The sequence below is a fragment of the Flavobacterium sp. 270 genome (assembly GCF_004368785.1).
Lineage (GTDB): Bacteria > Bacteroidota > Bacteroidia > Flavobacteriales > Flavobacteriaceae > Flavobacterium.
The window spans coordinates 85,449-104,666 of record NZ_SODM01000007.1; the positions used below are offsets into that span (position 1 = coordinate 85,449).

General features: G+C 33.6%; 17 protein-coding genes. 13 read left to right on the plus strand and 4 right to left on the minus strand.

The window, feature by feature from the left end; genetic code table 11:
- Positions 1-4: 4 nt before the first annotated feature.
- Positions 5-730, minus strand: coding sequence for a polyprenol monophosphomannose synthase (locus EV144_RS21660; protein WP_134151428.1), 726 nt, complete (start codon positions 728-730; stop codon positions 5-7).
- A gap of 105 nt (positions 731-835) precedes the next feature.
- Between EV144_RS21660 and EV144_RS21665 the strand changes: the two genes are divergently transcribed.
- From EV144_RS21665 to EV144_RS21675, 3 genes are all read left to right on the plus strand, one after another.
- Entirely contained in the window at positions 836-1,546 is a 711-nt protein-coding gene (locus EV144_RS21665) for a DUF4271 domain-containing protein (RefSeq protein ID WP_134151233.1), read from the plus strand.
- 14 nt (positions 1,547-1,560) lie between these two features.
- Positions 1,561-2,310 (plus strand): uroporphyrinogen-III synthase, encoded by a 750-nt coding sequence (locus EV144_RS21670; RefSeq protein WP_134151234.1) that lies wholly within the window; start codon positions 1,561-1,563, stop codon positions 2,308-2,310.
- A 241-nt stretch (positions 2,311-2,551) separates the two neighbouring features.
- Positions 2,552-3,022 carry an Lrp/AsnC family transcriptional regulator gene (locus EV144_RS21675; RefSeq protein ID WP_007811264.1) on the plus strand — a complete coding sequence of 157 codons (471 nt, stop codon included), beginning with the start codon at positions 2,552-2,554 and terminating at the stop codon, positions 3,020-3,022.
- A 150-nt stretch (positions 3,023-3,172) separates the two neighbouring features.
- Here EV144_RS21675 and EV144_RS21680 read toward each other — a convergent pair whose 3' ends face one another.
- Both EV144_RS21680 and leuS read right to left on the minus strand, forming a co-directional pair.
- Positions 3,173-3,862 carry a zinc metallopeptidase gene (locus EV144_RS21680; RefSeq protein WP_134151235.1) on the minus strand — a complete coding sequence of 230 codons (690 nt, stop codon included), beginning with the start codon at positions 3,860-3,862 and terminating at the stop codon, positions 3,173-3,175.
- A gap of 689 nt (positions 3,863-4,551) precedes the next feature.
- Entirely contained in the window at positions 4,552-7,467 is a 2,916-nt protein-coding gene (gene leuS, locus EV144_RS21685) for a leucine--tRNA ligase (protein ID WP_134151236.1), read from the minus strand.
- 357 nt (positions 7,468-7,824) lie between these two features.
- On the opposite strand from leuS, the gene EV144_RS21690 reads away from it, so the two are divergent.
- From EV144_RS21690 to EV144_RS21730, 9 genes are all read left to right on the plus strand, one after another.
- Complete coding sequence (locus tag EV144_RS21690) at positions 7,825-8,172, plus strand: winged helix-turn-helix domain-containing protein (RefSeq protein ID WP_134151237.1); 348 nt, start codon at positions 7,825-7,827, stop codon at positions 8,170-8,172.
- Between the two features lie 142 nt (positions 8,173-8,314).
- Entirely contained in the window at positions 8,315-10,876 is a 2,562-nt protein-coding gene (locus EV144_RS21695; protein ID WP_134151238.1) for a TonB-dependent receptor, read from the plus strand.
- Positions 10,877-10,958: 82 nt separating this feature from the next.
- Positions 10,959-12,956 (plus strand): TonB-dependent receptor plug domain-containing protein, encoded by a 1,998-nt coding sequence (locus tag EV144_RS21700; RefSeq protein WP_134151239.1) that lies wholly within the window; start codon positions 10,959-10,961, stop codon positions 12,954-12,956.
- Positions 12,957-12,984: 28 nt separating this feature from the next.
- Positions 12,985-13,578 (plus strand): molybdopterin-dependent oxidoreductase, encoded by a 594-nt coding sequence (locus EV144_RS21705; protein WP_134151240.1) that lies wholly within the window; start codon positions 12,985-12,987, stop codon positions 13,576-13,578.
- A gap of 282 nt (positions 13,579-13,860) precedes the next feature.
- Entirely contained in the window at positions 13,861-14,736 is an 876-nt protein-coding gene (locus EV144_RS21710) for a cell division protein FtsX (RefSeq protein WP_134151241.1), read from the plus strand.
- 90 nt (positions 14,737-14,826) lie between these two features.
- Positions 14,827-15,081, plus strand: a complete 255-nt coding sequence (locus EV144_RS21715) for a DUF3098 domain-containing protein (protein ID WP_134151242.1) — start codon at positions 14,827-14,829, stop codon at positions 15,079-15,081.
- A gap of 93 nt (positions 15,082-15,174) precedes the next feature.
- Entirely contained in the window at positions 15,175-15,972 is a 798-nt protein-coding gene (locus EV144_RS21720; protein WP_134151243.1) for an undecaprenyl-diphosphate phosphatase, read from the plus strand.
- A complete protein-coding gene (gene truB / locus EV144_RS21725; protein ID WP_134151244.1) occupies positions 15,972-16,661 on the plus strand; it encodes a tRNA pseudouridine(55) synthase TruB in 690 nt (229 codons plus the stop codon). Before EV144_RS21720 ends, truB begins: the two co-directional genes overlap by 1 nt.
- A 12-nt stretch (positions 16,662-16,673) precedes the next feature.
- Entirely contained in the window at positions 16,674-17,207 is a 534-nt protein-coding gene (locus tag EV144_RS21730; RefSeq protein WP_134151245.1) for a hypothetical protein, read from the plus strand.
- A 371-nt stretch (positions 17,208-17,578) separates the two neighbouring features.
- Here EV144_RS21730 and EV144_RS21735 read toward each other — a convergent pair whose 3' ends face one another.
- A complete protein-coding gene (locus EV144_RS21735) occupies positions 17,579-18,196 on the minus strand; it encodes a thioredoxin family protein (protein ID WP_134151246.1) in 618 nt (205 codons plus the stop codon).
- 162 nt (positions 18,197-18,358) lie between these two features.
- Here EV144_RS21735 and pyrH point away from each other — a divergent pair, with 162 nt between their 5' ends.
- The gene (gene pyrH, locus EV144_RS21740; protein WP_134151429.1) at positions 18,359-19,066 is read left to right on the plus strand and encodes a UMP kinase; all 708 of its coding nucleotides are present in this window, start codon (positions 18,359-18,361) and stop codon (positions 19,064-19,066) included.
- Positions 19,067-19,218: the final 152 nt, after the last annotated feature.

Here is a 19,218-nt window from a genome sequence, read left to right on the forward strand (position 1 = left end):
TGGTTTATAATGAATTGACTAATTTTTTTAATCTTAGAGAAATTACTCCAAGAATGGCTTCTTTTATAATGGCATTGCTCATTTTAGAAACTCCTTTAGTTCTATCTGTAAAAATAATCGGAACTTCTTTGATTTCGAAATTACCGCAATACGTCCTATATTTCATTTCGATCTGAAAAGCATAACCGACAAACTTAATTTTATTCAAATTAATTTTTTCTAAAACTTCTCTTTTATAACAAACAAAACCTGCAGTTGCATCATGAATTTTCATTCCGGTAATAAACTTTACGTAAACGGAAGCAAAATAAGACATCAATACTCGGCTTAAAGGCCAATTTACGACATTTACTCCAGTTACATAGCGTGATCCTATAGCTAAATCTGCACCACCAAAGTGGCAGGCATCATATAATTTTTCAAGGTCGTTTGGATTATGAGAAAAATCGGCGTCCATTTCAAAAATATAACCATATTTTCGTTCTAACGCCCATTTAAAACCATGAACATAAGCCGTACCTAAACCTGATTTTTTTGCTCTTTTTTCTAAAAACAATCTGCCCGAAAATTCTTCTTGCAATGCAATTACTTTATCTGCAGTATAATCGGGAGAATTATCGTCTATAATTAAGAGGTCAAAAGATTTATGCTGCGAAAGAACAGCTCTTATTATACTTTCTATGTTCTCAATTTCGTTATAAGTGGGAATTATGACAATACTATCATTCATTTTTCTGGGTAATTTCATCGCAAAAGTAAACTTTTTATAGCATTTGATTCATAATAAATTTATAATAAAAGTATTGACACAAAAAATTACTAATTTTGCATCGCTATGATTGAACAACTTCATCCTCGAATTCTTGAAAACAAAGACTGGGCAACACTTTTGTTTGTCGTAGCCTTTGCTCTTGTTGCTATGACAAAATCTGCTTACGAAACTAGATTCAGCGAATTTAGCAAGCTTATTTTTTCAGACAAATACGCAAAAATTTATCGCGATAACAGCCATATGAAAAGCAGCTTTACAGTAGGCTTGTTTTTCGTACAAATTATTTCGTATGCTTTTTTTATTCAGCTTACGATGTATATTTTTAGTCATTCAGCAGAGAACGATTGGATTACAATGCACATTGCAGGAAAGGTCGAAAAAACCGACTGGATTTTGTTTATTCAGATTGCGACTTTTTTACTTTATTTTATTCTTGGTAAATATTTAATAGAAAAAATTGTTGCTGCTTCATTCAATATTGATGATTTTGTAGAACTTTTTAACCTACAAAAAGTAACTTACCGAACATATATAGGTGTTTTAATCCTTCCAGTCAATGCGATTTTGTTCTATTACGATAATATTCCGAAAACGATTCCGCTTATAATCATAGGTATTTCGCTGTGTATAAGCTTATACTCTTATTTTATTTCAATTAAAACGTATCAAAATGCAATAATCGGTAAGTTATTTTATTTTATTTTATATCTTTGCGCTCTTGAAATAGCCCCTTATTATTTCATGTATTATTGGATTACAAAAGAGGTGGCTTAGTAAAAGTTTATAATATGAAAGTGAAAACAATTTTGGTGTCACAGCCTGAACCTAAAGTGGAAAATTCTCCTTACTTTGAGCTCCAACAAAAACACAAAATAAAAATTGATTTCAGACCATTTATTCATGTGGAAGGGGTTAGCGCAAAAGAGATTCGATTACAAAAAATCGATCTTAATCATTACACTGCGATTATTTTGACAAGCAGAAATGCTGTAGATCATTTTTTTAGAGTTGCAGATGAAATGCGATACAAAGTCCCAGAAGGATTGAAATATTTCTGTCAATCTGAAGCAGTTGCGTTTTACTTACAAAAATACGTTGTATACAGAAAACGTAAAATTTATGTTGGCGCAAAAGATTTTGCAGATTTATCTCCATTAATTAAAAAATACAAAGACGAAAAATTCTTATTACCGGCATCTGACCAGTTAAATGCTGATGCTCCTGTAACATTAAACGGTCTAAAAGTAGACTGGGCGCAAGCTGTTTTTTACAAAACTGTAATGAGTGATTTATCTGATCTTGCTGACGTTTATTATGATGTTTTAGCATTTTTTAGTCCAACCGGAATTAAATCATTGTTTAAAAACTTCCCTGATTTTAAACAAAATGATACCCGAATTGCTGTATTTGGAAGCACAACTCAAAAAGAAGCTTTAGACCACGGGCTAAGAATTGATATTCTTGCTCCTACTCCTGAAACTCCTTCTATGACAATGGCTTTAGAAAAATACATCAACGAAGCAAACAAAGGAAAATAAGCCTTAGAAACAACAATATTTAAAAATCCAAATTCCAAATTAATCACTTGGTATTTGGATTTTTTTTATTCTGCAATCTCATTTTTAAAATCAGTAGCATTTTTAGTTTAGAATTTGAAATTGGAATTTCATTTAGGGTTTGGAATTTTAAAAAGTTGGAATTTCATTTTTCAACCCATTTTAACTACATTTGATTTCTATTCTAAACCCAAATCACAGAATAAGTTTCAAATTTTAAGTTATGAAAATCAACTCCCTACTAATCGAAATTGACGGTATCGACAAAGAAATCCTTCGATACCTAATGGACGATGCCCGAAAGCCTATTTTACAAATCGCAAACAAAATCGGAATTTCCGGCGCGGCAATTCACCAACGTTTAAAAAAATTAGAGCAATCTGGCGTAATTTCAGGTTCAAAATTTACCGTAAATCCTAAAGTTTTAGGATACAACACTATGGCTTTTATTGGTGTTTATCTGGATAAAGCGTCCAGAAACTCTGAAGCTGTAAAAGATTTAAAGAAAATCCCCGAAGTTTTAGAATGTCATTATACTACCGGAAACTGGTCTGTATTGATCAAAATCATTTGTCGTGATAATGAACATTTGATGCAGCTTCTAAATACTAAAATACAAGCCATAGAAGGTGTTTCGAGAACAGAAACGTTTATATCGCTGGATCAGCAAATTGACAGGCAGATTCAATTGTAATTAGATAATGTGGAATTTGATAATTAGATATTTTTTTTAAGACTCAAAAAGTAAATTTTAAATTCTAATTTAAAAAACAAACCCCGACAGATTTAAAATCTATCGGGGTTTTATAAATTATCTAATGGACTAATTATCTCAATTATAAAATTAATCTCTTCTGCTATTTCCTGAATAAATAGAAATATAGTACAACAACGTTGCAATTGATCCAATTGCTGCAACTAAATAAGTTCTTGCTGCCCATTTTAAAGCATCTTTTGCTCCCGCTTGTTCTTCTGGTGCCAGCATGTGTTTATTTTCTAACCATGCCAACGCTCTGTTACTTGCGTCATACTCCACAGGCAATGTAATAATAGAGAACAGCGTTGTAACAGCAAAAAGAATGATTCCAACTAGCAATAATTGTGGAAATACCTGAATCATAAGAATTCCAGCCAATAAAATCCACTGCATAAAATTAGATGCAACATTAACAATTGGCACTAAAGTCGATCGCATAGTAAGCCATTGATAACCTACAGAATGTTGAACCGCGTGACCGCATTCGTGTGCAGCAACCGCAGCGGCAGCGGCATTACGATGATTATAAACTGCTTCACTAAGGTTGACTGTTTTATCAGACGGATTGTAGTGATCTGTTAATTGTCCCGGAGTCGAAATAACTCGAACATCTGTAATTCCGTTATCCGCAAGCATTTTTTCAGCAATTTCACGACCGCTCATTCCGTTTCGTAATTGCAGTTTTGAATATAATTCAAATTTCCTTTTTAAAGTCGAACTCACCCACCAACTACATAACATTATAGCTCCGGCAAGAATAATATATGAACCTCCCATGTTTTTGATTTTTAGATTGATTTTTAAAGTTACAAAACAAAGATCAAATTGCGAACCATTTTAACAAAATGCCATTTTGACATTTTGGAGTTTTTTTCGCGCAGATTTAGTAGATTAGAGCAGATTTAAAGTGATTTTTTATTTATTTTAATCTGTATAAATCTGCTTCAATCTTTTAAAATCTGTGGAAATCATTTTAGATTCACAGATTATAATGTTTTTTTACGCAGATTTTGCAGATTAGAGCAGATCTAAAGTGATTTTTTATTTATTTTAATCTGTATAAATCTGCTTCAATCTTTTAAAATCTGTGGAAATCATTTTAGATTCACAGATTTTAATGTTTTTTTTCACGCTGATTTTTGCAGATTAGAGCAGATCTAAAGTAATTTTTCATTTATTTTAATCTGTATAAATCTGCTTCAATCTTTTAAAATCTGCGTGAAATACTTGATTTAATTTTTAAAAAATCTGTGGAAATCATTTTAATCTGTGGCAAAAAATTTACCTCATTTTGTCTGTCTGAGCGAAGTCGAAGACCACGCAAGTAGCTCCGCAATCTAAATCTCCAATCTTTGTAGAGTTTTTGGCGTGGTCTTCGACTCCGCTCAGACAGACAAAACAAAAAAAATCCCAAACCCCAACAAAAATTGGAATTTGGAATTTTTAAATATTTGGAATTTATTTGGTTAACCAACCAAATTAATAATCTTACCAGGAACAATAATCACTTTATTTGGAGTTTTACCATCCAATTGTTTTTGTGTTCTTTCGTCTTTCATCACGATTTCTTCAATTTGTTCTTTGGTTAAATCCAAAGGCAATTCGATAGTAAAACGCATTTTTCCGTTGAAAGAAACCGGGTATTCTTTATTAGTTTCAACTAAATGTTTTTCTTCAAAAACTGGAAAAGGAACTTGCGAAATAGAAGTTGTATTTCCTAATTGCGACCATAATTCCTCAGCAATATGCGGCGCGTAAGAAGAAACCAAAATTGCTAATGGTTCTAAAATCGATCTAGAATGACAGTTTTGAGTTGACAATTCATTCACACAAATCATAAACTGAGAAACCGAAGTATTGAAAGAGAAATTCTCAATATCATCTTGTACTTTTTTGATTGTTTTGTGTAATGTTTTTAAATTGTCTTTTGTTGGTTCGTCGTTGTTTACGATTAAACCATTATCATCAAAATACAATCTCCATAATTTTTTAAGGAAGCCAAAAACTCCTGAAATTCCAGCTGTATTCCAAGGTTTTGCCTGCTCCAACGGACCTAAGAACATTTCGTATAAACGCAATGTATCGGCACCGTATTCTGCACAAATATCATCTGGCGTTACTACATTGTATTTCGATTTTGACATTTTTTCAACCTCACGACCAACAATGTATTTTCCGTTATCGTCTAAAATGAATTCTGCATTGGCGTAATCTTCTCTCCAAGCTTTGAATTTTTCAACATCTAATTCATCAGAAGAATTCACCATCGAAACATCTGCGTGAATCGGCTGTACTTTTTGATCTCCAATTTTATTTTTAGAAACAAAACTATTTGTTCCTTCCAATCTATAAACAAAAGCACTAGTTCCCAAAATCATTCCCTGATTAATCAGTTTTTTGAATGGTTCTTCGGTTGGAGCAAAACCTTTGTCTTTTAAGAATTTATTCCAGAAACGAGAATACAATAAGTGTCCGGTTGCGTGTTCGCTTCCTCCAATATATAAATCTACACTTTCCCAGTATGCTAGAGCTGCTGCAGACGCAAATTCATTTTCATTATGTGCATCCATATAACGCATCCAATACCATGAACTTCCCGCCCAGCCTGGCATAGTATTTAATTCAAGAGGAAAAATATGAACGTTGTCAATGAATTGAGTATTTACTACTTTATTCTGAATAATGTCCCAAGCCCAAACCGGAGCATTTCCTAAAGGAGGCAAACCATCTTCGGTTGGTAAATATTTCTCAACTTCCGGCAAAATAATTGGCAAATGCTTTGCATCAATCATTTTTGGAAGTCCGTTTATATAATAAACCGGGAAAGGTTCTCCCCAATAACGCTGACGTGAAAATACGGCATCACGCAAACGGTAATTGGTTTTTCCAGTTCCTTGTCCTATTTTTTCTAATTCAGCAATTACTTTTGTGGTTGCTGTTTTATAATTTAATCCGTTTAGGAAATAAGAATTAGCGATTTCTACATTGTCTTTAGATCCGTAAGCAGCCTCAGAAATATCAACATTAGCGAAGATATTTTTGATTTCCTGCATTCCGTTTTGACCTTTAAAGAAATTTGCAAAAGCATAATCTCTCTCGTCACCGCAAGGAACCGCCATAACAGCACCAGTTCCGTAACCAGCCAAAACATAATCCCCAATCCAAACCGGAATTGCTTCTTTTGTAAACGGATGTTCTGCATAAGCTCCGGTGAAAACTCCAGAAATGGTTTTTACATCAGCCATACGCTCACGTTCAGAACGTTTTGATGTTTTTTCGATATACGCTTCAACTGCAGCTTTTTGTTCCGGAGTTGTAATTTTAGCTACCAAATCATGTTCTGGTGCTAAAGTCATAAAAGTCACTCCAAAAATAGTGTCAGGTCTTGTCGTGAAAACTTCAATAAAATTTGTTTCAGGTTTCACGTTTAAAGTTTCATCACTTTGCGCGTCAACCTGAGACTTGAAACTTGAAACTTGAAACTTAACTAAAGCACCAACGGATTTTCCAATCCAGTTTCTTTGCGATTCTTTTATAGATTCACTCCAATCAATATCATTAAGACCTTGAAGCAAGCGTTCGGCATAAGCAGAAATTCGCATACTCCATTGTGTCATTTTTTTTCTTATAACAGGAAACCCTCCACGCTCAGAAACTCCATTTACAATTTCATCATTTGCCAAAACAGTTCCTAAACCGGGACACCAGTTTACTTCGGTTTCTGCCAAATACGTCATTCTGTATTGCAAAAGGATTTTTTCTTTTTGATCGTCAGAATACGAATTCCATTCATCAGCATTAAAAATTGCAACATTGTCGTCGCAAACTGCTTCAACCAAAGCATTTCCGGATTCTTCAAAAACCGTTACAAGATCTTTTATATCAAATGCCTGACCTTGTTTTTTGCAATACCAAGAATTAAATAATTGAATAAAAATCCATTGTGTATGTTTGTAATAATCCGGATTTGACGTACGAACCTCGCGGCTCCAGTCAAAAGAAAATCCGATATTATCTAATTGTTTTCTGTATCCTGCAATTTGTTTGCCTTCTTTATCAACGCCGCCGTCAATATTTACGCGTGTAGTATCTTCCGGACGTTGTCCTGTTTGTATGGCATATTGTTCTGCCGGCAATCCGAAACTGTCGTAACCCATTGGGTGCAAAACATTAAATCCTTGATGTCTTTTGAAACGAGAATATACATCTGACGCAATATATCCCAGCGGATGCCCAACGTGTAATCCTGCACCAGACGGATACGGAAACATATCGAGTACGTAGTGTTTTGGTTTTTCAGAATTATTTTCGGCTGCAAAAGTTTGATTTTCTGCCCAATATTTTTGCCACTTGGCTTCTATTTCGTTCGGATTGTATTTCATTTCTAAGGTTCAAAGGTTCAGAGTGACAAAGTTTCAAAGTTTTATCACTGAATTTAGTCTGCAAATTTACATTTATTGTTCTTTGTTCCAAAGCTATTTCGCTGACAAAGAAATAAAATCACAAAATACTTATTTTTATTTAAGTATAAATACGTATTATTGCAAATATAAAATACGTATTAATTAGCGCTGTATTTTTTTAAACATATAGAAACCTAGATTTCATCTTAAAAAAAGAAATAATTTTCTTTCATATAATTAAACTATGTGTATTTTTAATATGTGAAACGACTTGTTTGATGGTTTCAAAAACTATGATTCTAGGTGTTGAAAACATACTCAACGAATAAAATACTAATGTCAGAAAACAAAAAATACAATATTGAAGTTCGGGTTTGGATTGAAGAAGCCGAGGGTGCATTTCTTGGAATAGGAAAAATTTGGCTACTCGAAAATATCCAAAAGACCGGATCGATTACCAATGCGGCCAAAGAAATGAAAATGGCGTATCGACAAGCCTGGCAATTGGTTGAAGAAATGAATCAGCGTGCTGAAACGCCGCTTGTAGAAAAACTTTTAGGAGGAAAAGGCGGCGGCGGCGCAAAACTTACCACAGCGGGAGAAAATGCAATTACCGTATTTTATGAAATTGAAAACCGAATTAAAGAGTTTGCAAAACAGGAAACTCAGAAACTGAAATTCTAATAAAATAAATCAGCTTAATCTCTAAAACCTGCGGGAGAAAAAATTAAACTATACCATCAATACATTAAAAACCATTAACCAAAAACCAATTTCCAAAACCATCAGTATTCATTTTAAAACATACTGAAAATCATCGCAAATTATGAAAATACCACATTACATATTTTTTCTTTTTATAAGTCTTAAAAGTTTTGCTCAAGTCGAAAATCAGAAAAAGGAACAAGACAGTATAAAAAAAGAAGTTTTAAATGAAATCGTAATTACAGCTTCACGTCGTTCAGAAAAACTGATGCAATCGCCAATTAGTATTGAGCAATTAAAATCGGCGGAAGCCAAAAATATGGGCGCACCAAGTATTTTTGAAGCTTTAGAAAATGTAAAAGGCGTACAGATTATTACGCCAAGTTTAGGTTTTAAAGTGATCAATACACGTGGTTTTGCCAACACAACAAATGTCCGTTTTGCACAGTTGGTAGACGGAATCGATAATCAGGCACCACATTTGGGCGCGCCAATTGCTAATGCGCTTGGCGCGAATGATCTTGACATTGATAAAATTGAAATTATTCCGGGAACAGCTTCTGCATTATACGGATTAAATTCTATAAACGGTCTGGCGAATATTCAAACTAAAAATCCTTTTGAATATCAAGGAATCAGCATTCAGCAATTAACTGGCGTAAATCATGTTGGAAATATTGATCGGTTTTCACCAAAAATATATTCACAGTTTAATTTGAGATATGCTCAGGCTTTTAGCGAAAAAATAGCGGTAAAATTCAACGCCTCAACAACGGGCGGAACAGATTGGATTGCCGATGACAGAACAGATTTGGCACCAAGCTTAAATGCTTCGACTAATTTGTACGGTGCAGATAATCCGGCTTTTGATGAAGTAAACGGTTACGGAAACGAATCGGCAAATAGAAAAACACTTTCGTTAAATGGTAAAAATTATGTTGTTGCGAGAACAGGTTACCGCGAAACTGATATTTCTGATTATGACATTAAAAATTACAAAGCTGATGTTGGTTTTTATTTTCGTCCGAAGAAAGATCATGAATTGGCTGTAACGTATAAAACGGTTCTTATTAATACCATTTATCAGCGTTCGAACCGATTTACATTAGACAATTATACTTTAAATCAATTTGCGGTAGATTATCATACACCTGTTTTTCAGGTAAAAGGTTATGTAACTTCAGAAAATACGGGAGATTCGTATAATATGCGTTCGCTTGCCGAAAATATGGATCGCGCATATAAATCAGATGATAAATGGTTTGCCGATTATTCGACCGCTTATAAAAACGCTGTCGCGAATGGTTCTTCGGTTGCTGATGCACACAGAATTGCCCGAACAACTTCTGATCAGGGAAGATTTGAGCCGGGAACGCCTGCTTATGAAGCCAAAAAAGAAGAATTAATCAACATTAACAATTGGGATATCGGCGCGGCTTTGCGTGTAAAATCTTCTTTGGTACATGCGGAAGGCTTATTAAATTGGGACAAACTTTTTGCTGATTTCTTCCAAAAAATAGATGCCAAATTATTAAGCGGTTTTGATTACAGAACCTATATTATTGTTCCCGACGGAAATTATTTTATAAATCCTGTACATGCTGATGAAAATTTGACGTATCAAAAAACAGGCGCTTTTACGCAATTGACAAAAGATTTATTCAATCAGAAATTACGTTTGGGCGCGACTTTAAGAATGGACAAAGCGGATTATTTTGAGGCTAAATTTACGCCTCAGTTTACGGCAGTTTATTCACCAAAAGAAACCATTAATTTTAGAGCATCTTATCAAAACGGCTATCGTTTTCCGAGTATTTTCGAAGGTTTTTCTAATGTAAATTCGGGTGGTGTAAAACGCGTTGGCGGTCTTCGAATTATGTCGGATGGTATTTTTGAAAATTCATATACAAAAGCTTCTATAGATAAATTTCAATCGCAGGTCAATAGTGATGTGAACACAAATGGTCTTACTCAGGCGGCAGCGATTGCAAAAAACCAAGGCACACTTCAAAAAAATCCTTATACGTATCTGAAACCGGAATTTGTCAATTCTTTTGAATTTGGTTTTAGAGGAATTGCTTTAAATAAAACTTTATTTATTGATGCCGATTTTTATTACAACGCTTATAAAAATTTTATCGCTCAAGTCGAAGCCAGTATTCCGAACACTACGGATCTTGCACAGATTCCGACAGCTTTGTATTCTAAAACTACTCAAAATCGTTACCGTTTATGGACGAATTCTAAAAGTAAAATTTACAATTACGGAGGAAGTTTGGGTTTAAAATATAGAATCAGCGAAATGTTTACGGCTTTAGGAAATCTAACGTACACCAAACTTGACAGAACCGATGATAAAGATGGATTGGAAGACGGTTTTAATACGCCTGAATTTAATGTAAACGGAACTTTGATGGCAGAAAATATCTGGAAAAATCTTGGCGCGAGTGCGAGTGCACGTTATCAAAACAATTACGATTATGTTTCATTTTTAGTAAGCGGCAATGTTCCAGCATATTGGACAATGGACGCGCAGATCAATTATAATTTCAAAAAATCTGGTCTTACAACAAAATTGGGCGGCACTAATATTTTAAACAAAGCGTATACTTCTATTCTTGGCGGGCCATCAATTGGCGGTTTATATTATCTATCGCTGGTTTGGGAAATCAGAAAAATTTAAAATCTATTCATTAAAAACACCCAAAAAACAATTTTATAACCATCAGTATTCCTTTAAAAACATACTGAAAAAATCAACCAAAATGAAATTAAAAATTATAACTTTTTTACTGCTTCCGATTCTCGGATTTAGTCAGCAAAACAATACTTCTGCGACAGATTCTGTCAAAACGGCTAAAATGTTTACACTTGGGGAAGTAATCATAAAAACAGGCAAAATTGCTGATACTTTAAACCGAATTTCCGCGAAAGCAATGGAATCTCAAAACAAAATGGAGGTTTCAAAAGCGCTTAATTTGCTTTCGGGAGTCAGTCTTACGGCTAACGGCCCGCGAAACGAATCTATGGTTACGGTTCGTGGTTTTGATTTGCGTCAGGTTCCGGTTTATATGGACGGAATTCCAGTTTATGTTCCGTACGACGGTTATGTCGATCTGGCTCGTTTTACGACTTTTGATTTGGCTGCGATTGATGTTTCAAAAGGATTTTCGTCTGTACTTTATGGACCAAATTCTTTGGGTGGCGCGATTAATCTTATTTCGCGTAAGCCAACAAAATCTTTAGAATACGACGGCTCTTTAGGCGGAATTAATACGAATGGTTATCGTGGCAACATTAATATTGGTTCAAAATTGGGCGATTTTTATGTTCAGGGCGGTTATTCGTATTTGCATCGAAATTCTTCCAGAATGTCTTCTAATTTTGTTCCGACAAAAAATGAAGACGGCGGCGAAAGAGACAATTCGTACCGTGCCGATCAGAAAATCAATTTTAAAGTGGGCTGGACGCCATCTAAAAAAAGCGAATATGCAATTGGATATATTAATCAACAAGGCGAAAAAGGAAATCCGGTTTATACCGGAAATGATCCGCTGAATTCTTTGTTAACAAAACCACGTTATTGGGAATGGCCAAATTGGGATAAAGAGAGTTATTATTTTATTTCGAATTCTGGTCTTGACGATAAAAACAGTTTTAAAACGCGATTGTATTATGATAGATTCAAAAACACTTTGAACAGTTATGACGATGCCACTTATACGGCGCAGACCAAAGCGTATGCGTTTCAGAGTTTGTACAATGATTATACCTATGGCGGAAATGTAGAATATAATACGCTGATGATTCCGAAAAATGATTTGAAAATTGCAGTTCATTTTAAAGAAGATGTACACCGTGAAAACAATCTAGGCGAACCTGTAAGGCGTTTTGTTGATAATACAATTACGGTGGGAATTGAAGATATTTATAACGTAACTTCAAAATTTACGATTGTTCCGGGCGTGAGTTATAACATTAGAAAAAATAAAGAAGCGCAGGATTATAACGCCACAACAAAAGTAATTTCAGATTATCCGGAAGCTGATGCGAGCGATGCTTACAATGCGCAGATTGGTTTCTTTTATCATTTGACCGAAACGGATAAAATTGGCGCAACGGTTGCCAAAAAAACAAGATTTGCAACAATTAAAGATCGTTACTCTTATAAAATGGGAACTGCGATTCCGAATGTGGATTTAAAACCGGAAACGGCTGTAAATTATGAATTGAATTATGAAGGAAAGTTGTTGGAAAAGCTGACTTTCCAGACGGCGCTTTTTTACAGCTCGCTTTCAGACGCGATTTTGAGCGTAAGCAATGTTGAACCGGGAAAATCTCAAATGCAGAATTTTGGTAAGGCCGAATATAAAGGTATTGAAGCGCAGTTGAATTATTCGATTTTTGAAAACTTGAATCTGAATGTAAATTATACGTATTTGGAAAGAAAAAACATTACAAATCCGTTAATTCATTTTACCGATGTTCCGAATACAAAAGCGATGGGAACTGTAGAATATGAGCCGATTAAAATTCTAAAATTAATCGCCAATGCCGAATTTAATTCGCCAAGATTCAGCACAAGTTACGGAGCGCGCGTTCCGGATTATACGTTATTAAATCTTTACGGATCGGGTAAAATTCTAAAAAACTTTAGTCTTGATGCGGGAATTAATAATATCTTCGATAGAAATTACAGCATTACAGAAGGTTATCCGGAAGAAGGCAGAAACTTTTTTGTAACGCTTCGATTTTTTAACTAAACATCAAATCATTAAAATATAAAATCTCATGAAAACAAAATTCTACATCCTGATTTTTCTACTGGCTTTAAGCTTTACTAATTGCAATCAAACTAAAAAAGAAAATACTGCGGTTTCAGAAAAAAAGGTTACAGCTGAAAAAAAAGAAGATCATAAAATCTTAACTGCATCAGATAGTTTAAAATTAATCAATCACAAAATTGATGTAAAAGGCGAAGTTGAATTTCCATTAGAAATAAGCGTTGATTCTTTAAAGAAAATGAATGTGGTTATCCTTAAAGATTTAAAAATTGTCTGCCAAAGCGGTGAAGTAAAAAAAGACGATAAAATTTCTAAAGGTGTTTTGTTAAAAGATATTTTAGAAAAAGCAAAAATCATACAAAACGGACACAAAGACCGCAATTTTTATATTGTTGCAAGGGCTTCAGACGATTATAAAGCAACTTTTTCGTGGGCAGAAATTTTTAATAATCCAACAGGACAAAATGTTTATGTCCTTTTTGAAGAAAACGGAAAACCAATTAAAGACGGCGATATGATTTTGATTTCTGCGAATGATATTAAAACTGGGCCGAGACATGTTAAATGGTTGAAAAGTATTGAGATTTATAAGGTTAAGTAGAGGTTCAAAGTGGCAAAGGTTCATAGGGACAGAGGCTTTAAAGCTTTGCGGTTATTTTTACCACAAAGATCACAAAGTATTTCGCAAAGTTTCGCAAAGCTGGATAACACAAAGCTTTGCGAACTTTGTGTTTTTACAAAGTTATGAATCAAAAAAACCTTGCGGACTTTGCGGTTAAATTCTTTTATTCAATATCTAATCGTACATTTATATTATAAAAGTTCGTTAATAACTTTAAATAAAGAAATTCTTTATTATTTTTACCACATAATTAAGCAAACTATGAGTTCTAACTTTGATAAATTTCAAAAGCGCAGGTTAATTTCCTCTTATTTTTCGGTTGTTTTAAGTGTATTTCTGGTATTGTTCCTTTTGGGAGTATTGGGATTATTCATTATTAATTCTAAAAAACTGGCAGACGACTTTAAAGAAAAAATCGCAATGACGGTTTTCTTTAAAAATGAAGCTAACGACAGTATTATAAAAGCATTTAATACTGAATTGAAAAGAGCGCCTTATGCAAGATCTTTTGTATATGTAACAAAAGAAAGAGCTGCGAAAGAACACACAGATATTATTGGTGAAGATTTTCTAACCTTTTTAGGCGAAAATCCATTGTTGAATTCGTACGACATTCACTTAAAAGCAGATTATGTTGAAAGAGACAGCATCGCAAAAATCGAAAGTCGTCTGCGTCAAAATACTATGATTTCTGATATTGTTTACGACAAACAATTGGTAAATCTGGTAAACGACAACATCAGAAAAGTAAGTATGTGGATTTTGATTATCAGCGGATTCCTCACTGTAATTGCGGTATTATTAATCAATAGTTCATTGCGTTTATCAATACATTCTAATCGTTTTATCATTAAAACCATGCAAATGGTTGGTGCAACAAAATCGTTTATTCGTAAACCTTTTGTTATGAGAAGTGTGAAACTAGGAATGCTGGGCGCAGGTTTAGCTATTATTGCATTAATTGGTGTTTTATTTTATGTTGAAACCAATTTCCCTGGATTAGGAATTTTAGAAGATAAAGCTTTAATTGGATTGGTTTTATTGGCCGTTTTCGGATTAGGAGTTTTAATTACCTGGGTAAGTACACACTTTGCAACTCAACGTTTCCTAAATTTAAGAACAGACGATCTTTATTAAATTTTAGATTTCTGATTTTAGTCCCGAAGCCTCGGGATAGATTTAAATAAAAATGCCTTCGGCTTTGCTCTGGGTGACAAAAAAATAAAAATGAAAAACAATAATAAAGAAATACAAGAACAACAAAAACAGGAATTCCTTTTTGACGGAATCAATTACAAAATCCTTTTAATCGGAATTGGTGTAATTGCTTTAGGATTTATTCTAATGTCTGGCGGAGGAAGTGATAATCCGAATGTTTTTAATGAAGATGTTTTTAGTTTTAGACGTATTCGTTTAGCGCCAACAACCGTTTTAATTGGTTTTGGAATTACGATTTATTCTATTTTTAAAAAATCAAAATAGACTTTTTTAGACATCTTAGAATATTAGATTATTTAGACATTAATCTTTTAAAATCTAAGAAAGTCTAATAATCTAAAAAATCTAACTATCTAAATGAACACATTACAAGCTATTATCCTTGCCATTATTGAAGGAATTACAGAATTTCTACCTGTTTCTTCAACTGGACACATGATTATTGCCTCTTCTTTTTTCGGAATTGCACACGACGATTTTACCAAACTTTTTACAATTGTTATTCAGCTTGGTGCTATCCTTTCGGTTGTGGTTTTATATTTCAAACGTTTCTTTCAAACGCTTGATTTTTACTTTAAACTTTTAGTGGCTTTTATTCCGGCAGTAGTTTTAGGATTATTGTTGAGTGATTTTATTGATGGTTTATTAGAAAATCCAGTTACGGTTGCTATTTCTCTTTTAATTGGAGGAATTATTTTATTGAAAGTTGACGAATGGTTCAACAATCCAAATACAGCAGAAACCTCACAGGAAATCACTTATTTACAAGCTTTAAAAATCGGATTATTTCAGTGTATCGCTATGATTCCGGGAGTTTCACGAAGTGGCGCAAGTATCGTTGGTGGAATGTCTCAAAAATTATCAAGAACTACAGCAGCCGAATTTTCATTTTTTCTTGCCGTTCCAACAATGTTTGGTGCAACGGCAAAAAAATGTTACGATTATTATAAAGACGGATTTGTATTATCTCACGATCAAATCAATTATTTGATTATCGGAAACGTTGTGGCTTTTATTGTAGCACTTTTGGCTATTAAAACTTTCATAGGATTTTTGACTAAAAACGGATTTAAAGTTTTTGGTTATTACCGAATTATCGCTGGAATCATTTTATTATTGATTCACTTTTTCATTCACCCGCTTACCATTATATAATGACTCCTGAAGAATATTTAGACGGACAAGTTTTATTGATAGACAAACCTTTAAAATGGAGTTCGTTTCAAGCAGTCAATAAATTAAAATACCTTTTAATTAATAAAGTCGGACTTCCAAAAAAGTTCAAAATTGGCCACGCCGGAACTTTAGATCCTTTGGCGACAGGACTTTTATTGATCTGCACTGGAAAATTCACCAAAAGAATTTCAGAACTGCAAGGTCAGGCCAAAGAATATACGGGAACTTTTTACATCGGAGCCACTACTCCATCGTATGATTTAGAGACCGAAATCGATCAGACTTTTCCAACAGATCATATCGACGAAGCTTTAATTCATGAAACGGTAAAACAATTTTTAGGCGAAATCGACCAGAAACCGCCGATTTTTTCTGCCATTAAAAAAGATGGTGTTCGTTTATATGAACATGCACGTGCGGGAGAAACTATCGAAATTGAAAGCAGAAAAACTACGATTCACGAATTTGAAATCACAAGAATTGCATTGCCGGAAATAGACTTTAGGGTAGTTTGTTCTAAAGGAACTTATATTCGTTCGCTTGCTTTTGATTTTGGAAAAGCAATGAACTCTGGCTCGCATTTAACCGTTTTACGCCGGACAAAAATTGGTAATTACGATGTAAAAAATGCAATTGATATTACTTTGTTTGAAGAAAGTTTACAATAAAACCAACATTCTATGAGGCACTTTCTATTTGGACTTCTTATTCTCAGTTTTATAAACACAGCTGCTCAGTCTGAAAAGAAAAAATTCACTTATTTTCAATTTGACATCGCTGCTTCAATAACTGGAAATCCGGATATAAATGAACCTGATGATCAATATGGTTCTCATAATAATGCATGGCTGGTGCCAGATGGTCTTGGATCTAAGATTGGCTACGGTATTCAATACAAAAAATGGATAACTCTTGGTCTTCATACGGGAATTGACTATAAATGGAACGACAAATTAGTTGCTGTTCCTGTTTATCTTAACTTCGGATTAAGTCCAAAAGTAGGTCTGGAAACAAGAATCACAGTACAAGCTGGTTATGGAAAAGGATTTGCTTTAGGAAGAGGAGACCTTAATGGTCTTTACCGCAAATTACGTCTCGGAATAGGTTCTGATGAGTTTACCATTTTTGTCGAAACATCACAATATGATTTTCGTCTTTACGATCAAAAAAACATTCAAAACATTAGTTTAGGAGTGTCTATAATAAGCTTTTAAACAAAAAGCACATTACAATACTAGTAATGTGCCAGCTCTTAAATTAGAATATTTCTATCCTATAATCTTTTCTCTTTGAGTTAGAGTTAATAATGTGGCAGGTTTTTCCCTCCAAACAATAATCTCGAAAAAAATTCATAAAACCCTTCGAATAACTTTTTCATAATAGTGCATTTTTTAATTGTTAGTTATTAAATAGACACCAATAAAAAGAGTAAATCAAAAAAGTAAATAATAGAAGAGGGATCTTATTACTAAGATACAAAAAATTAGATTACAAAAAAATATTTTCCTACAATTATTATTTATATTGGTTTTATTTTCAATACTTTAACAAAGTTTCAACTCATTTCCATATTCCTTAAACAAAATTACAATCGGTTATATTTTATTTTTTCCATGATTTCCAGCAGTTCTTCCTGAACAGAAATTCCTTTGTCTGCTAAATACCACAATTGCAGATCGGTTTTAATTTTTTCATCAATTACACCAAATTCTTTTTTATAATTCGTCATTAAATCAGACGCTCCTTTTGGTCTTGGTCCCCAATCTGTACGAACAATTCCGGCTTCCTTACAAATTACGATTACTTTAGGAATCGCTCTTCCACCGTTTGTTAAATACTGACTCATTAATTCGTCATTATCATCACGCAAAACAATTTTAAGATCAATTTTTTTATCCGATCCCAGAGCCATTTTATTTAAAACAGGAAGTATTTGCGCCGCATCACCGCACCAGCCTTCAGAAATTACAAGCCAGATATAATGGTTTTCTAATTTTTGAAGTTTATCAAATGTAACTTCGTCAATTTTGATGGTTTTTTCAAGGCGGTTCATTCGGGCTTCATTCAACTTGGTATAATTGGTCAGACTTTCAGACTGCACATCACCTGTTGATTTCCCTTCAGATAATAAATCGGTTACTAATTTTCGGTATTCAGAATAAGAATAACTGTTGAATAATGCTTTGGCTACAATACTTTTCATATTAGTTTCGTTTAGGATACAATAAAAATACAAATTTTAAGAAGATGTAGGAATGACTTTTATCACATTGTCGATAAAAGAAGATCAAAATTATTTTTTTAAAACATTATTTTTAAAAATCAGAATATGTCTATATTTGCACAAATTAACGCAACATACAAAATGAAATATAAAAGAATTCTTCTAAAACTTAGCGGCGAGGCCTTAATGGGTGATTTACAATATGGTATTGACCCAAAAAGATTAGCTGAGTATGCTGATGAGATCAAGCAGATTCACAGTAAAGGCGTAGAAATTGCTATTGTAATTGGAGGAGGAAATATTTTTAGAGGCGTTGCTGGTGCAAGTGCCGGTATGGATAGAGTACAAGGCGATTATATGGGAATGCTTGCTACTGTTATTAACGGAATGGCATTGCAGGGTGCTCTTGAAGATAAAGGAATGAAAACCCGTCTTCAGACTGCGCTAAAAATGGAATCTATTGCTGAACCTTACATCAAAAGAAGAGCAGACCGCCACCTTGAAAAAGGAAGAATTGTAATTTTTGGTGCAGGAACAGGAAACCCTTATTTTACTACTGATACTGCAGCGGTTTTAAGAGGAATCGAAATCAATGCTGATGTGATCTTAAAAGGAACACGTGTTGATGGAGTTTACGATTCTGATCCGGAGAAAAACGCTTCGGCTGTAAAATTCGATTTTATCTCTTTTGATGATGTTCTGAAAAAAGGATTAAATGTAATGGACACAACTGCTTTTACTTTAAGCCAGGAAAATAAATTGCCAATTGTTGTTTTTGATATGAACAAAATCGGAAATTTATTAAAAATCTGTGACGGAGAAAACATCGGAACTGTCGTTAGTATATAGATTGTCAGACTTCTTAGAATGTTAGACTTCTTGGATTTTTTTCATTTTACTTTACAAGCAAACAAAAAACAAAAACTATATAGTTAGTATATTAGATGTATTCTTTTTTAAAAGTTTAAAATCGAATCCGTCTATAAATCTAAAAATCTAAA

What these genes read in the sequence shown, in the direction of transcription:
- EV144_RS21660 (WP_134151428.1), bottom strand. Translation starts at nt 730, where the DNA reads ATGAATGATAGTATTGTCATAATTCCCACTTATAACGAAATTGAGAAC.
- EV144_RS21665 (WP_134151233.1), top strand. Translation starts at nt 836, where the DNA reads ATGATTGAACAACTTCATCCTCGAATTCTTGAAAACAAAGACTGGGCA.
- EV144_RS21670 (WP_134151234.1), top strand. Translation starts at nt 1,561, where the DNA reads ATGAAAGTGAAAACAATTTTGGTGTCACAGCCTGAACCTAAAGTGGAA.
- EV144_RS21675 (WP_007811264.1), top strand. Translation starts at nt 2,552, where the DNA reads ATGAAAATCAACTCCCTACTAATCGAAATTGACGGTATCGACAAAGAA.
- EV144_RS21680 (WP_134151235.1), bottom strand. Translation starts at nt 3,862, where the DNA reads ATGGGAGGTTCATATATTATTCTTGCCGGAGCTATAATGTTATGTAGT.
- leuS (WP_134151236.1), bottom strand. Translation starts at nt 7,467, where the DNA reads ATGAAATACAATCCGAACGAAATAGAAGCCAAGTGGCAAAAATATTGG.
- EV144_RS21690 (WP_134151237.1), top strand. Translation starts at nt 7,825, where the DNA reads ATGTCAGAAAACAAAAAATACAATATTGAAGTTCGGGTTTGGATTGAA.
- EV144_RS21695 (WP_134151238.1), top strand. Translation starts at nt 8,315, where the DNA reads ATGAAAATACCACATTACATATTTTTTCTTTTTATAAGTCTTAAAAGT.
- EV144_RS21700 (WP_134151239.1), top strand. Translation starts at nt 10,959, where the DNA reads ATGAAATTAAAAATTATAACTTTTTTACTGCTTCCGATTCTCGGATTT.
- EV144_RS21705 (WP_134151240.1), top strand. Translation starts at nt 12,985, where the DNA reads ATGAAAACAAAATTCTACATCCTGATTTTTCTACTGGCTTTAAGCTTT.
- EV144_RS21710 (WP_134151241.1), top strand. Translation starts at nt 13,861, where the DNA reads ATGAGTTCTAACTTTGATAAATTTCAAAAGCGCAGGTTAATTTCCTCT.
- EV144_RS21715 (WP_134151242.1), top strand. Translation starts at nt 14,827, where the DNA reads ATGAAAAACAATAATAAAGAAATACAAGAACAACAAAAACAGGAATTC.
- EV144_RS21720 (WP_134151243.1), top strand. Translation starts at nt 15,175, where the DNA reads ATGAACACATTACAAGCTATTATCCTTGCCATTATTGAAGGAATTACA.
- truB (WP_134151244.1), top strand. Translation starts at nt 15,972, where the DNA reads ATGACTCCTGAAGAATATTTAGACGGACAAGTTTTATTGATAGACAAA.
- EV144_RS21730 (WP_134151245.1), top strand. Translation starts at nt 16,674, where the DNA reads ATGAGGCACTTTCTATTTGGACTTCTTATTCTCAGTTTTATAAACACA.
- EV144_RS21735 (WP_134151246.1), bottom strand. Translation starts at nt 18,196, where the DNA reads ATGAAAAGTATTGTAGCCAAAGCATTATTCAACAGTTATTCTTATTCT.
- pyrH (WP_134151429.1), top strand. Translation starts at nt 18,359, where the DNA reads ATGAAATATAAAAGAATTCTTCTAAAACTTAGCGGCGAGGCCTTAATG.